The 19,375-nt window shown below is 30.2% G+C and carries 19 protein-coding genes; 15 read left to right on the forward strand and 4 right to left on the reverse strand.

Annotation, left to right across the window (positions count from 1 at the left end):
- Positions 1 to 4 precede the first annotated feature (4 nt).
- Positions 5 to 2,800, reverse strand: coding sequence for a sigma-54-dependent transcriptional regulator (locus BR66_RS0102490; RefSeq protein WP_026881475.1), 2,796 nt, complete (start codon positions 2,798 to 2,800; stop codon positions 5 to 7).
- 352 nt (positions 2,801 to 3,152) lie between these two features.
- Between BR66_RS0102490 and BR66_RS0102500 the strand changes: the two genes are divergently transcribed.
- The 12 genes from BR66_RS0102500 to BR66_RS0102550 all read left to right on the forward strand — a co-directional run bounded on the left by BR66_RS0102500 (position 3,153) and on the right by BR66_RS0102550 (position 13,557).
- Positions 3,153 to 4,004 (forward strand): PHP domain-containing protein, encoded by an 852-nt coding sequence (locus tag BR66_RS0102500; RefSeq protein ID WP_026881477.1) that lies wholly within the window; start codon positions 3,153 to 3,155, stop codon positions 4,002 to 4,004.
- 166 nt (positions 4,005 to 4,170) lie between these two features.
- A complete protein-coding gene (locus BR66_RS0102505) occupies positions 4,171 to 4,638 on the forward strand; it encodes a PTS sugar transporter subunit IIA (RefSeq protein WP_026881478.1) in 468 nt (155 codons plus the stop codon).
- Between the two features lie 82 nt (positions 4,639 to 4,720).
- Positions 4,721 to 5,002: a PTS sugar transporter subunit IIB gene (locus BR66_RS0102510; RefSeq protein WP_026881479.1), complete on the forward strand. Its 282-nt coding sequence runs from the start codon at positions 4,721 to 4,723 to the stop codon at positions 5,000 to 5,002.
- A gap of 116 nt (positions 5,003 to 5,118) precedes the next feature.
- The gene (locus BR66_RS0102515) at positions 5,119 to 6,465 is read left to right on the forward strand and encodes a PTS galactitol transporter subunit IIC (RefSeq protein ID WP_026881480.1); all 1,347 of its coding nucleotides are present in this window, start codon (positions 5,119 to 5,121) and stop codon (positions 6,463 to 6,465) included.
- 30 nt (positions 6,466 to 6,495) lie between these two features.
- On the forward strand, positions 6,496 to 7,158 hold the full coding sequence (locus BR66_RS0102520) for a class II aldolase/adducin family protein (RefSeq protein WP_026881481.1): 663 nt from the start codon (positions 6,496 to 6,498) through the stop codon (positions 7,156 to 7,158).
- Positions 7,159 to 7,178: 20 nt separating this feature from the next.
- Complete coding sequence (locus tag BR66_RS0102525; protein WP_026881482.1) at positions 7,179 to 8,183, forward strand: dihydroxyacetone kinase subunit DhaK; 1,005 nt, start codon at positions 7,179 to 7,181, stop codon at positions 8,181 to 8,183.
- A 39-nt stretch (positions 8,184 to 8,222) separates the two neighbouring features.
- Positions 8,223 to 8,858 carry a dihydroxyacetone kinase subunit DhaL gene (dhaL, locus tag BR66_RS0102530; RefSeq protein ID WP_026881483.1) on the forward strand — a complete coding sequence of 212 codons (636 nt, stop codon included), beginning with the start codon at positions 8,223 to 8,225 and terminating at the stop codon, positions 8,856 to 8,858.
- A gap of 77 nt (positions 8,859 to 8,935) precedes the next feature.
- Positions 8,936 to 10,174 (forward strand): 6-phosphofructokinase, encoded by a 1,239-nt coding sequence (locus BR66_RS22980; RefSeq protein WP_035795412.1) that lies wholly within the window; start codon positions 8,936 to 8,938, stop codon positions 10,172 to 10,174.
- 246 nt (positions 10,175 to 10,420) lie between these two features.
- Positions 10,421 to 12,184, forward strand: coding sequence for a methyl-accepting chemotaxis protein (locus tag BR66_RS0102540; protein WP_026881484.1), 1,764 nt, complete (start codon positions 10,421 to 10,423; stop codon positions 12,182 to 12,184).
- 236 nt (positions 12,185 to 12,420) lie between these two features.
- Entirely contained in the window at positions 12,421 to 12,717 is a 297-nt protein-coding gene (locus BR66_RS26350; RefSeq protein WP_242841093.1) for a hypothetical protein, read from the forward strand.
- 53 nt (positions 12,718 to 12,770) lie between these two features.
- On the forward strand, positions 12,771 to 12,941 hold the full coding sequence (locus BR66_RS26355) for a hypothetical protein (protein ID WP_242841094.1): 171 nt from the start codon (positions 12,771 to 12,773) through the stop codon (positions 12,939 to 12,941).
- A gap of 310 nt (positions 12,942 to 13,251) precedes the next feature.
- On the forward strand, positions 13,252 to 13,557 hold the full coding sequence (locus BR66_RS0102550; RefSeq protein ID WP_026881485.1) for a hypothetical protein: 306 nt from the start codon (positions 13,252 to 13,254) through the stop codon (positions 13,555 to 13,557).
- 55 nt (positions 13,558 to 13,612) lie between these two features.
- On the opposite strand, the gene BR66_RS0102555 is transcribed toward BR66_RS0102550, so the two are convergent.
- The 3 genes from BR66_RS0102555 to BR66_RS0102565 form a co-directional block, all read right to left on the reverse strand.
- The gene (locus tag BR66_RS0102555; RefSeq protein ID WP_026881486.1) at positions 13,613 to 14,248 is read right to left on the reverse strand and encodes a cytidylate kinase-like family protein; all 636 of its coding nucleotides are present in this window, start codon (positions 14,246 to 14,248) and stop codon (positions 13,613 to 13,615) included.
- 124 nt (positions 14,249 to 14,372) lie between these two features.
- On the reverse strand, positions 14,373 to 15,632 hold the full coding sequence (locus BR66_RS0102560) for an FAD-dependent oxidoreductase (RefSeq protein ID WP_026881487.1): 1,260 nt from the start codon (positions 15,630 to 15,632) through the stop codon (positions 14,373 to 14,375).
- A complete protein-coding gene (locus BR66_RS0102565; RefSeq protein WP_026881488.1) occupies positions 15,625 to 17,142 on the reverse strand; it encodes a methyl-accepting chemotaxis protein in 1,518 nt (505 codons plus the stop codon). Before BR66_RS0102565 ends, BR66_RS0102560 begins: the two co-directional genes overlap by 8 nt.
- Positions 17,143 to 17,452: 310 nt before the next feature.
- Here BR66_RS0102565 and BR66_RS0102570 point away from each other — a divergent pair, with 310 nt between their 5' ends.
- The 3 genes from BR66_RS0102570 to BR66_RS0102580 all read left to right on the forward strand — a co-directional run bounded on the left by BR66_RS0102570 (position 17,453) and on the right by BR66_RS0102580 (position 19,283).
- On the forward strand, positions 17,453 to 18,364 hold the full coding sequence (locus tag BR66_RS0102570) for a hypothetical protein (protein ID WP_051624069.1): 912 nt from the start codon (positions 17,453 to 17,455) through the stop codon (positions 18,362 to 18,364).
- 4 nt (positions 18,365 to 18,368) lie between these two features.
- Positions 18,369 to 18,932 carry a hypothetical protein gene (locus BR66_RS0102575; RefSeq protein WP_026881490.1) on the forward strand — a complete coding sequence of 188 codons (564 nt, stop codon included), beginning with the start codon at positions 18,369 to 18,371 and terminating at the stop codon, positions 18,930 to 18,932.
- Between the two features lie 96 nt (positions 18,933 to 19,028).
- On the forward strand, positions 19,029 to 19,283 hold the full coding sequence (locus tag BR66_RS0102580) for a hypothetical protein (RefSeq protein ID WP_026881491.1): 255 nt from the start codon (positions 19,029 to 19,031) through the stop codon (positions 19,281 to 19,283).
- The last annotated feature ends 92 nt before the right edge of the window (positions 19,284 to 19,375 follow it).

The raw sequence follows: 19,375 nt of genomic DNA on the forward strand, positions 1-19,375 counted from the left end.
GGGTTTATCTATTGATAATTTTTATAATATAACATATTTCATCGTCATTAATGCTTATATTATAGGCACTTTCAAGGATAGATATGGTTTTACGTAAAATATCAAATTGTTTGATATTTTTTTCTTTATAATTATTTATATTTTCAAATCTAACAAGGTCTTTATTTATACACCTGTCTAACATACAACCAAGATGAATGATAAAATCTATTAAGGCATCATTAGATACCTTTGTATAAATTGGTTTAAGGGAGTCAATAAATTTTTTAATGTTTACAACTGCAATTTTAGGATTGATAAATTTCACATACTCCTCTAGCATCTCCTTTGAAGTTTCATATACGCTTTTAATAGGAATAGGCATAATTCTAACATCATTAAAATTACTATCAATTAATTTGATAAATTCTTTTTGAAAACTGGTATTTAAAAGTTTACTTATAGGGAAGTAGGGAACGTTTATATTAGGATTAAAACTTCCTATAACTGCTAAAATTTCATATTTGTCTTTAAAATCAGTAATATTTGTTTCTGAATCCAAATTGTTAGTTGTTATGATTTCAAGTTTAGCTCCATATCTATTAGCTAATATTTGGGTGACAATATTTTTGGCTATCATGCTAGCACCTTGCCCAGTAGTACAAAATGTTAATATAGCTTTCTTTTTAACCTGATTTGTATTAAGTGGAGGTAAATTTTTATTAATTAATGAATTATATATTGTTTCAAGATTATCGTTTTTATAAAGCACATTTCGTAATGCCTCAATAACTAAAAGTGTTGATACATCACTTATGGTTTTAGTTTTTATACCGGTGTCATTCGTAAGTTTTTCAGCAAATCCACATAAGGAACCCATATCTACAAGGAAAAGTATACCTTTATCATTATTATTTGCTAAAGCAATAGTTTTAATTCTATTATAAGTTTCAGATATATCGTCATCAAGGTGCATATCAATAGCTTTCATATAATCTGAAGTCAAAAGCGTATTAGCAACGGTTACCATGCTGGTAGCTGTACTGTATCCATGGCATATAACAAAAATATTAATACCTTTTGTTTCACACTTATTATCTAGTCTATTATTGGCCAATAAAATAGTTAAAAAACCTTTTTCATCTTCAGGAATTAATATTCCGAAATTTTCATTTAATAAGTTTACTAATTTTTTTGCAACTCTAAATTCTTCAGGATAGTCACGTTTTGTTTTTATAATATTAGGATTTTTTATTGGTTTTTCATCGGAAATCCTTTTTAAAAGAGCCTGTATATGAAGTGCGAATCCAAAAATAAATTTATTATTAAATTTTATAGAAAGTTCATCTTCAGCAATATTAATTAATTTTGCTGAAAAATCAGTTATATCTTTTGGGACAATTTTATATAGTTGATGCAAATGTAATTTTTTTAAGTTGAAGCTGTGCATGATGTCCTTAAAATAATCATCTATTAAGGAATTAACTTTTGTTTCTATGGTTTCGTCACTTAGATCATGATTTTTAAAATCTTCTAATGTTTTAATTATTAGTTCATATATATCTTTTTTTGAGTTGTCTTCATAATACTCTTTTTCATCTAGTGGAGATATTATTAGGTCTTCTGAGTACATATCTAAATATGCCTTTGAATTTTTATCACTATTGTTGTTGTTAAGGGAATCCTCTCTTATGGACTTATCAAGCATATCAAAACTTATTTTCAAATCCTGTTGGTTTTGAAGATGATTTAGAAAAGATTTTGCACATAAAAGTTTTATTTCAGATCGCAATTGTCCTATATTTCCTACATTAAATTTGTATAAAGCAAGTGCTTTAAGTATTTGAGGAGAAACTATAATTTCTTTGTTTAGATTTTTTGATTCGTATGAAAATAGACTTTGGATAATTTCAAATTTTTCATTAATAGCCTTTTCTCTAAAAGAAGGTAGCGTTATTACTACAGGAATTCTCCTGAGAAATGTTGAGAGTAGGCTACCACTAGGTTCTTCAGTGGTTGCGGCAATAATCAGTACATTACTTTTCCTTTTATTATCAGTCTCGCCCATTCTGTGGAATTCGCCCTTATCCATTAGATAAAAAAGCATTTCTTGACCAGCTGGTGGGAGCCTATGAATTTCATCAAGAAAAAGTATCCCACCATCTGCTTTTTCTACTAAACCCATTTTATCGTTATCAGCACCAGTAAAAGCACCCTTACAATATCCAAAAAGTTGAGAAAGTAGTAGTTGAGGGTTGTTAAAGTAGTCAGAACAATTAAAAGAAATAAATGGATAGTTGTTATCAGTAGCACCTTTTTTACTCTTACCAAATTCATGCATAGCATAAGCAAAAGTAGTTTTACCTACACCACTTTCTCCTAAAATTAAAGTATTTAGGCCTTTAGGAGGATAGGTTAGTGCAGCTTTTGATTTTTCAATTTCATGTTGGAGACTACCGCTACTTCCAATTAAATATTCAAAAGGATCAATATAAACGTTTTCAATATTCGCATTAGTAATTAGTTCTTTCAATTCATTTGATGAATAACAATCATTAAGGGTATACTGGTTTATATTATAAAATTCTTTAATAATATTTTTGGGAATAAAGGCAACTGGTCTTGTATTTATTTTTATTAAGTTTGATGATTTCCATAATTCGCTTAATACTGTACTTGCATTGTTTCTTAATATATTTAAGTTTTCTTGTATTTCTCCCGCAGTTACGCCCAAGGGTTCGTCAACTTCTAAACAATTTAAGATATAGTCTTTTGTAACTTTGTGTGTTATATAATTTAAAACAATGTCTACATTTTTCAAAAAAGTTCACCTACCATCTGCTAATTTATTTATCTCCATGCTTATGAATAATATTTAAATTCTGAAACTGTTTAGGCATAGGGATGTCTTTTTTAAATTTGTTTAGAATTATAGCAATAACAAAGCATGAAACCGTGAAATAAATATTGTGAGATAGTATTGAGATAATTAGAAAAACACAGTCCAATAAAACCAAAACATACCAAATTGCAATTTTCATTAAAATCACTCCTTTTAAGTAACATAATACAAAAGACAGCAAAAAGCAACAAAATATTTAGTATTTTTTACATGTAAATTTTAAAAGTGAAAAATGAGCTATAATGAAAATATAATATGAGGAGGTGGCTTTATGGACTACAAAATAGATTTACATGTTCATTCCTACATGTCTGACGGCACGTTCAGTCCAAAGGAAATAGTAAGCCTTGCGGTAAAAACAAATGTAAAAGCTATTTCATTAACGGATCATGATAGTGTTGATGGAATCAATGAAGCTTATAAGAGTGCAAGAGACCTTAATGTGGATTTTATAAATGGAGTAGAAATAAGTTCATTGTATAAAGATAAAAGAAAACTCCATATATTGGGGCTAGGAATTGATATAAAAAGTAGCAATTTTTTAAAACCATATACTAAGATGAAATTAGCTAGAGAAGGAGCTATTAAATCAATACTTCAAGTTATAAAATTGAAGGGAATTGATATAGATATTAATGATTTGAAGCAAAATTCAGTGAATAAATATTTAGATAGATATGATATACATAAATATTTTATTAGATATGGCATTAGTTATAATTCACAAGAAATATGGGATAAATACCTAGATCCTATTCCTTATGGAAAGGATGAATTATTTACAACTGAGGAAGCCATTGATATTATTAAAAATTCAGGTGGGCTTTCATTTTTGGCTCATTATAATAAAAACATAGGGTTAAATGGACTTACAAAAGCACAGATGGAAGTTAATATAAAGTATCTAATAGATATGGGACTTCGTGGAATTGAGAGATATTATCCGTCTTATAGTGAAGAGGATAATGAATTTTTGGATTATATAATAGATAAATATGGAATTGAATTTTCTGGGGGAACTGATTTCCATGGTGAAAATAGACCAGAAATAAGCCTTGGCACGGGATATGGGAATATGTCTATTCCTTACAGTGTATATGAAAACATTAAGAATAAAATATAATAGAATATGCTTATTTTAATAAGCACTAAAAAATATGCACTAATTATATTACAAGATTAGTGCATATTTTTTTCGCCTAAGTGCCTATCCATAGGCTATGCAGTGAGTTGGCATGATAGTTGCTAAGTAATATTGTGTAAAGATATTTCATAAAGGAGGTTACATAATGAATCCAACTGAACAGCTATTATATGAAGATTTAGTTTTTATGAACTATGAAGCAGAAAATAAAGAAGAATTATTAAAAAAAATGTCGGAAATATTAAGAAAAAAGGGTTATGTAAAGGAGTCCTATTTAGAAGGTATCCTTAAAAGAGAAGCACTTTATCCAACAGGATTAAACACCAATGGTGTAAAGGTTGCAATACCACATACAGATGCAATACATGTAGAAAAATCTGCGGTGGTAATTGTTATATTAAAAAAACCGGTAATTTTTAAAGAAATGGCAAATGAACTTAATGATGTTCACGCAGAATTGGTATTTATGCTTGCAATTAAAAATCCTAAAGATCAAGTTCCTACTTTAAGCAAGCTTATGTCAATTCTATCAAATAAAGAAAGACTACTTAGCATTCGTAATTGCAAAACTAGTAAAGAGGTGGTGGATATACTAGCACAGGTTATGTCTTAGAGTAAATATCCTTAAAATTAATGAGCTGAATAGTCTAAATGACTATTTAGGGCAGTATAAGGAATAAAAGGAGGAATTAATAATGAAAAATATTTTTGTTGCATGTGGATCAGGAGTGGCTACATCTCAAACTGTAGCATCTAAAATTGGGAATATGTGCGAAGATAATAATATTCGTGTAAACGTTGAAGCAGTTGATATTAAGTCACTTGAAAACGTTATCGACCAATGCGATATTTACGTATCCATAGTTTCATCAGGAACAAAGGATTGGGGAAAACCAACAATAAGTGGAATACCGTTTTTAACTGGTATGGGAATGGATGAGGAGTTTGAGAAATTGAAAAATTTTTTAAAAGAATAAAAAAAAATCTCCCATGAGAATTATATAGGGAGATATGAAAAATTTCAATTAACTAATTATACTACTAAACACGATTTATTTAAATATAATTTTATAATTAAATAGGGGGGAAAAATATGAGCGTAGTAATTAATTATATATTAGGACTAGGAGCAGCAATATTTTTACCAATAATAATGATAGTACTTGGGTTATGCATGAAAATGAAACCTAAAAGGGCGATAATAGCTGGCATAACTCTTGGAATAGCTTTCACAGGAATGAATGTAGTGTTAGGTTTTATGTTTAATGCTATAAGTCCGGCAGCTACGGCATTTGTACATCACACAGGTATTCAACTTAATTCAATAGATGTAGGTTGGGCTCCAATGTCAGCAATAGCTTGGGCTTGGCCGTATGCATTGCTTATGTTTCCACTTCAAATAGGTATAAATTTGCTTATGTTAGGATTAGGATTAACGGATTGTTTAAATGTAGATTTATGGAATGTCTGGGGTAAAATATTTACAGCAACTATGGTTGCAGCTATAACAGGAAGCATTCCATTAGCATTTGTCGCTGCTGCCATTCAGGTGGTATTAGAACTTAAAAGTGCAGATATATCACAAAAACAATTGTATGCCATTACAAAAATACCAGGGGTGGCCTGTACACACTATATGTGTATTGAAGCAGCTATACTTGCGCCAATAAATAGGTTGTTAGATTTTGTACCTGGTTTAAATAAAATTAATATAAATGCGGAACAACTAAAAGACAAAATAGGTGTCTTTGGTGAAAACAGTGTTATGGGATTTATTGTGGGAGCCATTATTGCAATGTTTGGTGGATATAATGTTAAAGATACGTTGAATACTGCAATGCAAGTTGCAACTGCTCTTGTATTATTCCCAATGGTAGCTAAATTGTTCATGCAGGCATTAGCACCAATAGCTGATGCAACAGGAACATTTATGAAGAAACGATTTAAGGGAAGAGAAATCTATATTGGACTTGACTGGCCTTTCCTTGCAGGACAATCAGAAATATGGGTTGCTGCAATTATACTAGTACCTTTTGAATTGTTGTTTGCGGTACTAATGTCTAAGGCAGGAATGAATAGTGTTATTCCTCTAGCCGGTATAATTAATGTTTGTGTTATTGTTCCAGCATTAATTGTAACTGGTGGAAATTTAATAAGAATGATTTTACTGGGATTAATTGCAACACCATTTTATCTTGCAGTATCTTCTAGCTTTGCACCAATTGTTACTCAATTAGCAAAAAGTGTAGGTTCAATCAAGGTTCCAAGTGGACAGTATTTAACTTATTTTGGAGTAGAATGTCCTGAATTCAGATGGGTACTTGCTCATGGGCTAAATATAATTCATGGAGATGTAGTTGGACTAGTAGGTCTAATCGGATTCTTTGGATTATTCGTTTATTATGCAAAGTATATGAAAAAGAGAGATTTATCACTTTAAAAATATAATTAATAATTGGAGGAATAAACTATGTTAGAAAACTTAAAAAAAGAAGTAGTTAAAATTGCACAAGAGGCTGATAGATCAGGGCTTTGTAAGCATAGATCAGGTAATTTCAGTATTAGAGATGAAAAAACTGGGTATGTAGTAGTAACTCCATCGGGTGTTGATAGAGAAGAGTTAACTTTTCATGATATATGTGTTGTAGATTTAGAAGCCAGTGTTATTGAAATAGAAACAAATGTACGACCAACTAGTGAACTTTTAATGCATTTACAAGTGTATAAAACAAGAGAAGATGTTTTAGCTGTTTCACATACACATTCTCGTTTTGCAACTGCATTTGCAGTATTAAAAAAAGAAATACCAGCAATAGTTTATGAGTGTGCAAATTTATCACTTAAAGATGGAGTGATACCAGTTGCTTCCTATGGAAGACCAGGTACTAAAGAACTTTCAGAAAGTGTTATTGAACCAATTAAGAGATCTGATGTAATACTTTTAGAAGGACATGGCGTACTCGCAGTGGATAAAGATGCCAAAGAATCACTTTTAAAAGCTCATTATGTTGAAGAATTAGCAGAAGTATATTATAGAACTCTTGTAATTAATGGCGGAAAGGAGCCAAAAGCATTTTCTGTAGAAGAACTAGGAAAATGGCAATATCCTTCCGAAATAAAACTTAATAAATAGGTCACGGGGGTGGATTTACAATGAAAAAATTAATGAATAAACCAGAAGATTTTGCAAGAGAAACTATTGAGGGCATAATAGCAGCGCATCCTGAAAGTTTAAAACTTGTAAATAATGATTTTAGATGTGTTGTGAGAGCTGATGAAAAGAAGAAAAATAAAGTAGCAATAGCTACAGGTGGTGGTTCAGGACATCTTCCAACATTTCTTGGATATGTTGGTTATGGACTAGCAGATGGAGTTACGGTAGGAAATGTTTTTGCGTCGCCAAGTGCAGAAGCAATGTATGAAGTTGATAAGGTAATTAGTAGTGGGGCAGGAGTGCTTCATTTATATGGTAATTACGGAGGAGACATGCTTAATTTTGGAATGGCTTCAGATTTTGCTTCCATGGATGATATTTTAGTTGAAGAAGTTTTAGTAACAGATGATGTAGCATCTGCTCCTAAAGGAGAAGAAAATAAAAGACGAGGAGTTGCTGGACTGTTCTTTGCATATAAAATAGCAGGAGCTGCAGCTGAAAAAATGTATGACCTAAAGGCTTTAAAAACAGTTGCCCAAAAAGCAGTGGATAATATTAGAACAATGGGAGTTGCACTTACACCATGTATTGTTCCTGAGGCTGGAAAGGCTACTTTTTCTATAGCAGATAATGAAATGGAAATAGGTATGGGGATACATGGTGAACCAGGAATTAAGAGATGTGAAATGAAAACTGTAGACGAAGTAGTACAGATAATTTTGGATAAAATCATTGAAGATCTACCTTATACTAGTGGGGTCGAAGTTTCAATATTAGTTAACGGTTTAGGAGCTACACCTAAGGAAGAGTTGTATATTGCTTATAGAAAGGCAAGTGAAATTTTGAAAAATAAAGGCATTAAAATTTATAAACCTTATATTGGGGAATATGCTACTTCTTTAGAAATGGCTGGAATGTCAATTTCTCTATTAAAATTAGATGATGAACTAAAGGATTTGTTAGATAAGCCAGCGTATTCACCATTTTTTCAACAGTTAAGATAAATGACAAGCAATTGATAAATCATAAAGGGGTTGGATTTAATGGAGAAGATAAATAAAGCAAATTTAAAGCAAATACTTGGAGAAGTGTTAACAGTGTTAAACGCAGAAAAAGAACATCTTATTGAATTAGATGCCTCAATGGGAGATGGAGATTTAGGTCTCACAATGACAAAGGGTTTTAAATGTGTTTATGATGAAATTGATAACATCGACTCAGATGATATTGGCGTTATATTTATGAAACTTGGAATGAAAATGAATACAACGGTTGCATCTACTATGGGTACACTAATGTCAATTTGTTTTATTAAGGGTGCAAAGCAGGTAAAAGGTTTCACTGAAATAGGGCTTGAAGAAGTAGTTAAAATGGGACATGCAGCTGTTAGTGGCGTAATGGAAAGAGGTAAGGCAAAGGTTGGAGATAGAACTATGTTAGATGCTCTTTCACCTGCTGTTGATGCTTTAGGAGTTGCATGCGCGGAAAAAAACAATTTGGCAGAAGCATTTGAAAAAGCATTTCAGGCAGCTGAAAAAGGGGTAGAAAATACAAAACAACTAGTTCCGGTGTTTGGACGTGCAGCATATTACAAAGATAGACCTTTAGGGACACCTGATTCTGGATCCGTAGCTATAATGTTTATATTCAAGGGTATTAAACAGGCTGTAAATAAATAATTTATTTATAGTAAAAAAGACTCGGCGGTTTTCTACCGAGTCTTTTTTTATAAGACAAAGGAGGTTCTATATTGAATATGATTAAAGGAAATTGTTTATTAGCTGAGTCTGGAGGACCAACATCTGTAATAAATGCATCGGCTTACGGCATTATAAAGGAGTTTTTATCTTTAGATAGCAATTTTACAGTTTATGCTGGAATATATGGGATTAAAGGAATTTTAGAAAAAAATATTATTGATGTGAAAGGTCTAGATATTGAGAGTATTGAATCACTTAAATATATGCCTTCAGTAGCATTTGGATCTTGCAGATATAAATTGGAAGATTTTAAGGATAATGATAAAGACTATAAAAAATTAATAGATATATTTGAGAGGTTTAATATAAAATATTTTATGTATATCGGTGGCAATGATTCTATGGATGCTGCATATAAAATTAGCAAATATTGTGAAAATATTGGATATGAAATGAATACAATTGGTGTACCAAAAACCATTGACAATGATTTAGTGGGCACAGATCATTGCCCTGGGTTTGGAAGTACAGCTAAATATGTATCAAACGTTGCTATGGAGCTTTGGCTTGATAATAACACATATGATAAGGAATCTATAATGATTATGGAGGTAATGGGAAGGGATGCTGGATGGATAGCAGCATCAACAGGTATTTTACAAAAATCTGGCATAGAAATAAATAAATTAATTTATTTACCTGAGATTCCTTTTAATGAAATAGAATTTTTAAGAGACGTAAAAAATTCACTGAAAAATAATAATAAACTTCTTATTGTAACATCAGAGGGACTAAAGGATGGAAACGGTGAGTATATTAATGTAGATAATAATTGTTATCAAAGTGATGATTTTGAACATGTACAGCTGGGAGGAATAGGAAGGTACTTGCAGCAATGTTTAAAAAATAACGTTACAAATAATGTTAAACTCACAGAAGTGGGAGTGATACAAAGGTGTGCTATACATTGTGCTTCTAAAACCGATATAGAAGAAGCAGAAATGGTTGGTAGGGCTTCAATTAAATATGCAATAGATGGATATAGTGGATATATGACAGCTTTATATAGAGTAGTGGGTAGCAAATATTCTTGTAATACAAAACTTATTAAACTTCATAAAGTCCGTAATAAAGTGAAAAATGTACCTATTAATTGGCTTAAAGGCCATGGGCAGGTAGAGGATGAATTGATTAATTATATAGAACCTCTTATTTTAGGTGAAGTAAACTCTTATGGAACAAATGGATTAATCAATTGCAATAATATAAGTATTTTTAGGAAAAAAAGATTTTGAAAACACACTTTGTTGAAAAAATCATTTGCATGTTTATGCAAATGATTTTCTTTTTTTAGCAGACTCTTAAAGAATAAAAAATTATGCCGATAATATAAGAGATAAAGATAAAAAAATAGACCATCCATTTGATATTAAAGTAGTGGAGGATTGTTAATAAAAATGACAACGTTTACTAGCAATTTTTATATAAATCATCAAAGACGTTATTTAGTAAAATATGATGACATAAAGGAGAACCATAAGATGAAGAAACTAAAAAAAGTAAACTCAAACAGCATTAAATCAAGATTAGTGGTAGTGTTTATTGCATTGATTTTAATCAGCATGTCAGTGCTTGGAATTGCTAGCTATAATGTATCTAAAAGGGCACTTACAGATTTAGGAGAATCGGCACTGACAAACAAAGTAAATATGGGACTTTCTTTCATGAAGGTATTAGAAAAACAAGTTGAAGATGGAAAATTAACAAGAAAAGCAGCACAAGAAATATTTAAATCTGACATGTTGAATCCTAAAAACAAAGATGGAAAAACTAGAAGTCAAAATAGTAAGTTAGAACTAAATATAGGTGCTTATATGTACGCTATAGATAGTCATGGAGTAGAAATGATGCATCCTAGTAAAGAAGGGGCGAATATATCTAAAGTAGTAGATCCAAAAGGAAATAATATAGTTAAGCTTATAACTACTGAAGGAAAAAATCCTGCAAATAATGGCATTATACATTTTGAATGGCAAAATCCAGGCGATACTAAAATACGTCCTAAAACTAACGCAGTTGGATATTTTAAGCCTTGGGACTGGTATTTAAATGTTGGTGCTTATGATGAGGACTTCTATAAACCAGCAAATACAGTTCTTAATATAATAATTCTAATATCTATAATAAGTCTAGCAATTGGTTCTGGCATAATTATTTGGTTCCTTAATAGAAAACTTAATCCTCTTAGTGAATTATCTAAGAAGATGCAGCAGGTTGCAAGTGGTGATTTAGATGTAGATATAAATATTAAGTCAAATGATGAAATAGGACAAATACAGGAAAGTTTTAAGAAAATGATTTTGGCTCAAAGGCAGGTAATAAGTACAGTCAAAGAGAGTGTAAATAATGTATTATCACAATCAGAAAGGCTTTCATCTACATCAGAAGAGATGACGTCATCGTCACTAGAAGTAGCAAATACAATGCAGCAGGTTGCCGAGGGGTCCACTTCTCAGTCTAATGATTTACAGGGCATAGTTAAATTAATGGAAAATCTAACTATTAATATTAAAAATGTACATAAAGGATTAGAAAATGTTAAAAATGAAACAGGTAATGCAACTGAGAGGGCTAAAAATGGTAAGGGAGAAATGGACATACTTATAAGGTCTATAGATGATATTATGAAAGCCTTTGAAATAGTGGTAGCAAAATTAAACAATCTTAAGACTTCAGTTAATAAGGTTAGCGATATAACAGATGTAATAACATCTATTTCAGAACAAACTAACTTACTTGCGTTAAATGCAGCCATTGAAGCTGCAAGAGCAGGAGAAGCTGGACGAGGGTTTTCAGTAGTTGCAGATGAAGTTAGAAAACTTGCAGAAAAGTCTAAAAAATCAACAAATGAAATTTCTGAACTTGTGTCATCGATTCAATTAGATACAGAGGAAGTAATAAATACATCAAATAAAGTAGATGTATTTATAAAGTCTCAAGCAAATGCAGTAGAAAATACAGTTAATTCATTTGGTGAAATTTTAGATTCTGTGGAAAAGATACCTGCACTTATGGATAAAACATATGAAGGAATGGATGAAATTATTGAGTCTAAGGAAGAAGCATTATCAAAAATTCAAGCAGTAAGTGATGTAACCCAAGAGAACGCTGCCGAATCTGAAGAAGTGGCTGCAACTTCGGAACAACTTTCGTCAGCATCAGAGGAAGTGTCCACTACAGCACAGAATTTAAGTGAAACGGCTATAGATTTATCAAAAGCAGTAAATAAGTTTAAAATAGAATAACATCACTTTTTTTCGTAAAATATTGTGGAAATATATGTTGTAAATATATATTATGAATTGAATGTTTCTGGGCTAGGTCCATTTTTATTTTACAAGAAACATGCTGGCAATATAAGAATAATATAAGTTATAATTATTTTATAGTGGTGATAAATTTGTATTACTGTCCTTATCAATGTTTCCGTTCACATTTTAACTCTAACCAAGCGAAAATTACTAAATCAGAAGTAGATTTAATGAATAACATGAGAATGCTATGGGAACAGCACGGAGCCTGGACAAGAATGGCCATAAGCAGTATTGTTTTTGGGTCACCGGATGAAGAATTTGTTATTAATCGGTTATTACAAAATCCTGTAGATTTTGCTAATACCCTGAAGATTTTTTATGGAGATAAAGCTGCTTTAAAGTTCAGTGATTTATTAAAAAGCCATCTTGTTATAGCAGCACAGATTGTAAAAGCATCTAAAGCAGGTGATACCAAGTCGGCTGCAGAAGCAGAAAAAAATGGTATGAGAATGCGGATGCAATAGCTTCTTTTCTGAATTCTATCAATCCTTATTGGTCAGAGGAGAGCTGGAAAGCTATGCTATATGAGCATTTAGCACTTGTGAAAGCAGAAGCAGTTTCTATGATTTCTAAAGATTATGAAGCTGGCACAAAAGTTTATGACAAAATTGAAACTCAAGCACTAGGGATGGCAGATATGATGACAATGGGTATTATTAAACAGTTTCCTTATAAATTTATAAAATAGTTATTGAAGTATCAAGAATGATTTTTATTTTTGGTACTTCTTTTATTTTTATTACATAGTAATAATTCAAGCAGTGTTATATATAATAGTGACATATTAATATATTTTAGGTGGAATATTACAGATAATTGTAGTAATATGTAAATAGATATAAAATATAAAAAGGAGACGGTTAAGATTCTGTAGTCCACCTTAACCAGGTAAATATTTTGTTAAGCCAAACTCAAAAAAACTTTAGGAAACAAATGAAAGAAGCCAAAGAAGATGGAAAATTAGAAAACATATATATGGCTATAATGATTTTATAAATATGAAAAATTCCTTGGATGCGTATAGAAATAAAGCAGATACGAAGCAAAGCATTTTATATGATTCTAGGAATAATCTTTTACAGGAAATTGATGTAGTGGATAAACTGTTATTATTTACAATAAATAATATAAATAATAAATTGTCTCAGAATGATTCTAATTATATTAATTCCTTAGTACTGCAAAAAAACAAATTAGAGACTGAACGGCAAAATATTTACATACAATTATTTACCAAAGAACAAATGCAATATAGTATAGGAAAAGATGGCGTAATTAATTATAAATATAAAATAGCTAACTAAAAAATTCATCTCATAACTAACGCTAGGATAATTATGAGATGAATTTTTTAGTTAATTAGATTATTTTATTTTCAAACCGCTTTTTCAGATATTCTATAACAAGATCTAGGCTTTTTTCAAGTCCAACTTTTCCAGTATCAATAGTTAAATCGTATCCACAGGCATCATACATATCTTGTCCAGTAAGCGATTTAAAATATTTTAATCTTTCATTATCTGTTTTTTGTATATATTTCAAAGCTTCATTTTCTGAAATATTGTGTTCCTTTTGAATTCGTTTTTTGCGAAACTCAATATCAGCGTTAAAAAATATGCTTACATGTCTTGGGTGATTTCTAAGAATGTAAGATCCACCTCTTCCTATTATTACAGCTGATTTTTCACTGGCAACTTTTGTAATGAAATTAGATTCAGCTTCATGCGCTTGTTTATCTGAGATAATTTGTATATCTTCGTTGAATTCTAAACTACCAAATGCATAACTTGAAACTAATGAAGCCCATAGTGGAGTTTGTTTTTCATCACTAGCTTCTAAGTTCTCAACATAGGTTCCTAAATCTTTTGCTGCTTCTTTAACAATCTCATGATTTAAATATAAAAAGTTCAACTTTTCAGCAAGTTTATATCCTAAATATCTTCCTCCGCTGCCAACTTGACGATTGATAGTTATTACAATATTAGATTTATCCATTTTTACTACATCCTTTCTTAAGATACAAAATATCATAGAAGTAATAAAGTTTTTAGTATGACTCTATAGGAATATTGTATAAATTTTTGTGCAAGTTGTCAAATGGTTAGCAAACACCCATTTGCTAAAAAAATCTATCTACTAGAGAGTTCGAATAAGCAACACATTCTTCTATGTCAGAAAAACTCATTATTTCTCCTGCGTAATATGTATTTTTCTGACCTTGAAGTCCTTCCACTTTATCATACCAACCATGTTTCATTTGCTGAGAATTCACATGTGGAAAATATCTCCAACATTTGTGCATTACTACATCTTTTAAATGGATATTGTATAGTTCTAAATCTTCTTCTAAATATTCTCTGCACATATCTGAAGTGACTTTCTCATTCTGATCTCCAAGTATATTAAATGTAATTATACTATTACCCTCATCTGTTCTATCATAAGAAAATACTACATGACCTGCCCTAGATTGCATCATATTTCCAGGAACATAGGCAGATGTGTTTCTACTATTTTCAACTAGGCATGCAAAATTGTAAAATTCCATATAAGTTATTTTTGAAAACAAGTTAGTTTCATCTTCTGTTGTATCAACATAATCTTTTAAGTCCTGAAGAGGTGATGAAAATATTATCTTGTCATATTCTTCCATGCCAAAATCAGTATAAACATATACTTTATTATTTTTTCTTATTATGTTTTTTATATGGGTACAAAGCCTTACTTTTTTATTAAGCTTAGCATTCAATTGATTCCAGATACTTTCTGTGCCTTCTTTCCATACAATAAAATCTTTGTTTATAAAACCCATCATTGTTGGAACATCTAGATATTGAAGCACGTAGGCCGCAGGAACAAGATTAAAATAGCCATAGCCATAACCTGTATATGGATTAACCCATAACTTAGGTATTAGTGGGATTTCATTTTTTATGCAGAAATTTTCAAATGTATCAGCTAAATCAAGATGTACTTTCTCATGGCCCGGATTTTTTATATCAGGATATTTTGTCTCAATTAAATTTTGTAATTTAGCAATTTGAACCTTAATTTCTCTCATTTCGTCTTCGGTAAAATAATTTATACTTTTTCCAGTATTATTATCAAAATAATTCCCAACTATTTTTTTGTGGATATATTCAATTCCGGCCTCATCCATTAACGCTAATGATTTGTAATAGGTTGGAAGGGCTATAACTGCTCCCATTTCGTAATATTTACCATCAAATTTAGGAGTATTACATTTACCTCCGACCCTATCAAGTCTTTCTAAAATAGTTATATCAGTATAACCTTTTTTCTGCAAATACCAAGCAGCTGACATACCTGAAGGACCTGACCCCACTATACATATTTTCTCATCTAAACTTTTACTCATTACCATCACTCCTATCTAACCTGTATTTTTTTAATTCTTCACATAGATTATCTATTTCAATAATAGATTTTTGAATATCATCGATCCTATTATTTTGTTGCTCCATCTCAGCAAATATTTCTTCAGAAGAAGCAGAATTTTCTGTTGATACATTTGCTACTTCAGTAATCTTATTTTCAATATCCAAAAAGGCTGTATGTATCTTATTTACCAATTCATGTTCATTTGATATGTCTTTATTAATGCCATGGAATGAATTGCTGAATTCACCAAGTTTATCAGTTACCTTAAGAGAGATATCTTTTCCACTCTTTACAGCTAAGGTTCCTTTTTTTACTACTTCAAAGGTTTCGGTTGTTTTTTTATTTATATCAGAAATAACTTCTGATATTTGTTTTACTATTTCTGAACTACTTTCTGCTAGTTTTTGAACCTCTGATGCTACTACAGCAAATCCTTTCCCGGCCTCGCCAGCTCTCGCAGCTTCTATGGATGCATTTAAAGAAAGTAAATTTGTTTGAGTAGATATTGCAACTATAGAATTCAAAGCTTCATTGATTTTACTTATGTCGCCGCCTAATTCTCCAACTATAGAATAGGCTGAACCAACGGCAGTATCAATTAAGTTCATTTGATTTTCCATATTTTTCATTTCAAATAATCCTTCTTCTACACTAGAACTAATTTTAATAATGGTACTATTGAGTTTATTTGATATTTCGCTAGTCTCCTGAACTAAATTAATTGCTTCCTTTGTATTAGAATTTATATTTGTTGCAGTATTTGCTTCTGTTTCTGCTCCTTTTGATATTTCCTGAACCGAAGCAGTTATATTAGCACTTGAAGCTTTTGCTATACTTATATTTTCATTACATGTAGATACGCTAACATTTAATATTTCAGTGCTTTTTTCAATTTGCTTCATAGTAGTTTGGAGTTTTCCCAATAATTCATTGGCATTTTTTTCTTTTAATAATGAAGTGTCAACAAGTTCACTACCCCATTTTGTCAAAAAATATAACACTAATATAACAGCATCAATAATGGTGAGTCTTTGAATAAATTCAGAAACAACTAAATTTGTACCCATTAATGCAGCAGGTGAAATAATATAAATAGCAATTAATGATATATTTATTATTGCTGTATAATATACGAGCATTTTACTTTTGAAATATAGAGTAATCATAGATACTCCACCAAAGAAGGCTAAAAAGATAAGTTGGTTTCCCTTCATCGCATATAATAAATAACAACATGTGTAAAATGGAACTAAACAAATAAGAATACCTTTGGCTGAAGTTTTAATTGGTATAAAGAAAATAGCAGTTCCTATAAGGGAGCTAAGAGCTAACACACATACAATTGAAAATGCATTTTTTTGTCCTACGACTAAGGATTCACCTGCCAATGAAATGTTTATCATCCAGATTAACATAAAATTAATTTTATTAATTCGAGATGTTTCAAACTTACTTTCTGGAGTACTGGTTTTGTTTTTAGTTTTCATTAGAATTCAATTCCACCCTTCGTTTTAAATACATTTAAGCTTTAACATCTCCTGCTTTTGGCACAAATGTATAACGTATATTCCTATAACAGTAAAGATTTAGCTATACTGCTACTTATTTTACTTATCGTCATTTATATGGCAAACTTAACAACAGAGAGTTATAACAATTTATTAATGTTTTAGTTAAAGATTAAGTAGCATGATTTTACAAGAAACCCTTGGAAAGAAGGGTTTTAGCATTTTATATCGAATCATAAATAACAATAGTAATTAATGAAAATTATTGAGAATGAGGAAGGTATACTACATGAAGCTTTTTAAAGAGTTACTTAACATAAGAAGTTCACCATCCAAGATAACTTCAAAGCCAAGGGAGGTTAATGTATTTTCAAAGCTACACAAGAATCTAATAATATATGGATTAGTATTGTTATTATTCTGTTGGATTGGAAATATTCTTTATTATAATAATAAAGAGATAAAGAAACCTTTATTTTTAAAACATTATTATGCTTTGCAAGATGGCATGGGTGATTTTAATTTATATTATGTTCAAAACATTAATTCACAAGATAAGGTTTCAAGTATTGTATTTCCTGAAATAGGACAAAATCCTGTGAATTTCACAGAAAATGATGATAATAATGCTTATTGCAATATAGATAAAAGGTATTATGCGTTAAAAACTATTAGAATCACCATTTATAATGGAGATTCTAATAATATGCCAGCGGAGTATAAAAATAAAATAATTACTAAGGCTAAGATTCAATTTTCAAATGGCAAAAGCATGAATGTGAGTTTAGGGAAAATATATTTTGCTAGTGAGAAGATAAAGGATAATGGCTTAGAACAACGAAGTACTACAGTTTCTACCGATAATATTGCGTATTATACTTACTGGATTAAAAAAGATATTATGATTACAGGTATAGATTATCAATTTGAGAAACAAGTAAAAGGTATGCTAGAAATCAATATTGATGGAAAAGCAATTTCAAAGAACAGTTTTCCAATTAGATTATATTCAGTAGGTATGGTTTCTATAGGCGATAAAATGAACCTAAACAAAAATAATGCTTATTTTTTTAATTTTCATATTTTAACAGAAGATTTGCAAGGTAATAAGGGAAAATCAAGCTGTTTTATTGGATCAATCTTTCAGCCACCGGAGAATCTTGATGTTGATACTTTAAAAAAGAATAGTAGAGGAGAGTGATTAGATGTACTGGAAAGGTTATAATCGCTTGTTCTGGGGAATAATAATTACTATTTTTCATATTAATATAGGTTATATAAATATTATACCGGATTTTATAGGTTATATTTTAATATATTCAGGTCTTAATATATTAGCACTACAACATAAAGTTTATGAAAAAGCTAAAATTCCTGCTGCATTGTTAGTATTACTCACTTTAAAAGATATATGGCATGATCCAAATAATAATATTTTAACAGGTCAAATCTATAAATTAAGCTTAGCTACACTTATAATTAGCACGTTAGTTGCTATTATTAAACTTTATCTTATATATCTTTTATGTAATGGAATATATGAGATTTGTAAAGAACGCGGGTTAGAAGAAATTATGAGTAGTGCAAAAAATATATGGAAGAATTATTTTTTAGTAGCTTTAGCATATTTAATATATGCTCCCTTCTCAATAAATTTAGAACAAGTACCAAGGAATATTATCATAATTATTATAGGAGTAATTCAAATCGTAATATCAATTTCTCTTGCGCTAATGTTAAAAAAATGCAGAGTAGAGCTAGAAAATTAAATATATTGAAATACTGAAAAAACAGTTGTAAAACTGTTTTTTTTTATTGTAACTGCACCTGAATAATTTGAATATAATAAATTTGAGGTGATCTCAATGTCATATTTTGATTCATTAAGTCCCGAGGAATTTATTATTTTAGCAAACTTAGCTGCCTTTACACTTATGGAAGGAAACTCAAATAAAGATAATATAATTTTAGGTAGTTTTTTATCCACCGTTTCAAGTATTATGCTCTCTTTTTCAGCTCAGCAAAACTTTATTAAGGCTTTAAATGAAGGTACAGGAAATGGATTTGAAAATATTCCAAACAATGTTAATCAACCTATAAATATTCCAAATGATATGTAGAACATAGAGGATTACCTTCTTTCATATGCATAGATGTTTATATATTCTAAAATATAAGTATAGTTTCTTTACAGTTTGGCAAAATTGACTAT

The sequence above is a fragment of the Clostridium akagii DSM 12554 genome, assembly GCF_000686725.1.
GTDB lineage: Bacteria > Bacillota > Clostridia > Clostridiales > Clostridiaceae > Clostridium_I > Clostridium_I akagii.